The 3,549-nt window shown below is 73.7% G+C and carries 1 protein-coding gene; it reads left to right on the top strand.

Translation table 11 applies throughout. The features are described from left to right. The coding region (locus ACIOFR_RS41915; protein WP_401006049.1) for a type I polyketide synthase at positions 1-3,549 on the top strand (3,549 nt) is incomplete at both ends.

Below are 3,549 nucleotides of genomic sequence, written 5' to 3'. Positions count from 1 at the left end.
GGCGGGGGGCGGTTGCCGTTCGCGTGGTCCGGGGTGTGCCTGCATGCGGTTGGTGCGGGTGAGGTGCGGGTGCGGATCGCTCCGGCGGGTGGGGACGCGGTGTCGCTGGTGGTCGCGGATGCCACCGGTGCGCCGGTGGCCGAGGTGGGGTCGCTGGTCCTGCGGCCGTTCGAGGCGGGGCAGTTGACCGCCCCGGGTGGTCAGGAGTCGCTGTTCCGGCAGGAGTGGGTGTCGGTCCCGCTGCCGACCTCGGTGCCGTCCGGCCCGATCGCGGTGCTGGGCACCGACGATCTGGGCCTCCCGGGCGCGGTGCGCTTCGCGAACCTGTCGGCCGTGGCCGACGGCGGCGCGGTGCCGGCCACGGTGGTGTGCCCGCTCGTCACCGCGAGAGGCGACTGCCCGGACCTGGCGGCCGCGACCCACGCGGCGGTGCGGGAGGCTCTCGGGCTGGTGCAGGAGTGGCTGGCGCGGGATGTGTTCGTGGATTCGCGTCTGGTGGTGGTGACGCGGGGTGCGACGTCGGGTGATCCGGTGGCTGCGGCGGTGCAGGGTCTTGTGCGGTCGGCGCAGTCGGAGAATCCGGGCCGGATCGTGCTGGTGGATCTGGACGGTGACGCCGAATCGGTGCGGGTGCTGGTGCGGGTGCTGGAGCGTGGTGAGCCGCAGGTGGCGTTGCGGGCCGGTGCGGCTCTCGCGCCGCGTCTGGTGCGGGTGCCGTCGGGCGGTGGTGTTGTTCCGGTGCTGGACCCGGAGGGGACGGTGCTGGTGACCGGTGCGACCGGCACGTTGGGGGCGCTGTTCAGCCGTCATCTGGTGACGGAGTACGGTGCGCGGCGGCTGTTGCTGGTGTCGCGTCGTGGTGCTCTGGCCGAAGGTGCGGCCGAACTGGCGGTCGAGCTTGCCGGGTTGGGTGCGCAGGTGGAGTTCGCGGCGTGTGATGTCGCGGACCGTGCGGCGTTGGCGCGGGTGCTGGACGGGGTTGACCTCACGGCGGTCGTCCACACGGCGGGTGTGCTGGACGACGGCATCGTGCCGTCGCTGACGCCGGAGCGGCTGGACACCGTGTTGCGTCCGAAGGTGGATGCGGCGTGGAACCTGCACGAGCTGACCGCGGACCGGGATCTTGCCGCGTTCGTGCTGTTCTCGTCCGCGGCCGGTGTGTTCGGTGCGGCGGGGCAGGCCAACTACGCAGCGGCCAACGCGTTCCTGGACGCGCTCGCCGAGCACCGCCGTTCCCTCGGCATGCCCGCCACGTCCCTCGCCTGGGGCCTGTGGGCCGAGGACGGCGGAATGGCCGCCGCCCTGGTCCGTTCCGACGTGGAGCGGATGGCCCGCGGCGGAGTCGTCGCGCTGGGCGCCGACGACGGCCTGCTGCTGTTCGACGCCGCCCTGGCCGCCGCCGAACCCGTCCTCGTCCCGATCCAGCTGGACCTGGCCGCGCTGCAGGACCAGGCGGGCTCCGGTCTGCTGCCGCCGATGCTGCGGGGCCTGGTCCGGGCGCCGCTGCGGCGCGCGGCCGCCCACACCGGCAACGGCGGCGGATCGGCACTCGCGGACCGGCTGGCCGCGCTCGGCGAGGCCGAGCGGACGACCGTTCTGCTCGACCTGGTGCGCACCGAGGTCGCCGCCGTCCTGGGCTACCCGGACGCCACGGCCGTGGACACCGGCCGGGCGTTCAAGGAACTGGGCTTCGACTCGCTGACGGCGGTCGAGCTGCGCAACCGCCTGAACGGCGTCACCGGTCTGCGGTTGCCCGCCACGCTCGTCTTCGACTATCCGAGCCCGGCGGTCCTCGCCGACCAGCTCCGCACCGAGCTGCTGGGCGCCCTGCCCGCCGCGGGTCCCGCTGCCGCAGTCTCGTCGGCCGCGCCGGACGACGACCCGATCGCGATCGTCGGCATGGCCTGCCGGTTCCCCGGTGGGGTGGACTCGCCGGAGGACCTCTGGCGCTTGGTCGCCGACGGCCGCGACGCGGTGTCCTTCTTCCCGGAGGACCGCGGCTGGGACGTCGAGAACCTCTACCACCCCGACCCGGACCACCAGGGGACCTCGTACGCCCGCGAGGGCGGGTTCCTGCACGACGCGGGCCTCTTCGACCCGGGGTTCTTCGGGATCTCGCCGCGTGAGGCGATGTCGATGGACCCGCAGCAGCGGCTGCTGCTGGAGACCTCCTGGGAGGCGTTCGAGCGGGCCGGCATCGACCCGGTCAGTCTGCGCGGCAGCCGGACCGGAGTCTTCGTCGGCGTGATGTACAACGACTACGGCATGCTGCTCCAGCAGTCGGCCGAGGGTGCCGAAGGACACGTCGGCACCGGCACCTCGGGCAGCGTCGCCTCGGGTCGGGTCTCGTACACGCTGGGCCTGGAGGGGCCCGCCGTCACCATCGACACGGCGTGTTCGTCCTCGCTGGTCGCGCTGCACCTGGCCTGCCAGTCGCTGCGGCAGGGTGAGTCGACGCTCGCCCTCGCCGGCGGTGTGACGGTGATGCTGACACCCAGCACCTTCGTGGAGTTCAGCCGGCAGCGCGGGCTCGCCACCGACGGCCGCTGCAAGGCGTTCTCGGACGACGCGGACGGCACCGGCTGGGGCGAGGGCGTCGGCATTCTGCTCGTCGAGCGGCTGTCGGACGCGCTCGCCAACGGGCACCGGGTGCTCGGCATCGTCCGGGGCAGCGCGGTCAACCAGGATGGCGCCTCCAACGGCCTCACCGCGCCGAACGGCCCCTCGCAGCAGCGCGTCATCCAGCAGGCGCTGGCCAACGCCCGACTGTCCGCGGACGAGGTCGACGCCGTCGAGGCGCACGGCACCGGAACGCGGCTCGGCGACCCGATCGAGGCACAGGCGCTGCTCGCCACGTACGGCCGGGAGCACACCGCCGACCGGCCGTTGTGGCTCGGTTCGGTGAAGTCCAACCTGGGGCACACCCAGGCGGCGGCGGGTGCGGCCGGTGTGATCAAGATGGTGCTCGCGATGCGGCACGGCGTACTGCCGAAGAGCCTGCACGTCGGCGAGCCGTCCTCGCACGTCGACTGGACCGCGGGTGCGGTCGAGCTGCTGAGCGAGGCCCGCGACTGGCCGGACACCGGACGGCCGCGCCGTTCGGCGGTCTCCTCGTTCGGCTTCAGCGGTACCAACGCGCACATCGTCCTGGAAGAGCCGCCCGCCGAGGAGCCGGCACCCGTACCGGGCAGCACCGCAGTGCACCCGGTGCCGCTGGTGCTGTCGGGCCGCACGGCCGAGGCGCTGCGTGGGCAGGCCGCCCGCCTGCGGGCCTTCCTGCTGGCGGCTCCCGACACGGACGTCCTGCGGCTCGGCCGGTCGCTCGCGACCACGCGTTCCGCGTTCGAGCACCGGGCCGTGGTGGTGGCCGGAGAGGACGTCGATCTGCCGGCAGCCCTGGCCGCCCTCGCCGCCGGCGAGAGCCACACCCGGACGGTGACGGGCATGTCGACCTTCGGCCGGACGGCGTTCCTGTTCACGGGGCAGGGGAGCCAGCGGGCGGGTATGGGTGCGGAGTTGTATGCCGGGTATCCGGTGTTCGCGGCGGCG

This window comes from Kitasatospora sp. NPDC088346 (genome assembly GCF_044740765.1).
GTDB lineage: Bacteria > Actinomycetota > Actinomycetes > Streptomycetales > Streptomycetaceae > Kitasatospora.
This window is presented reverse-complemented; position numbering and strand designations above follow the sequence as displayed.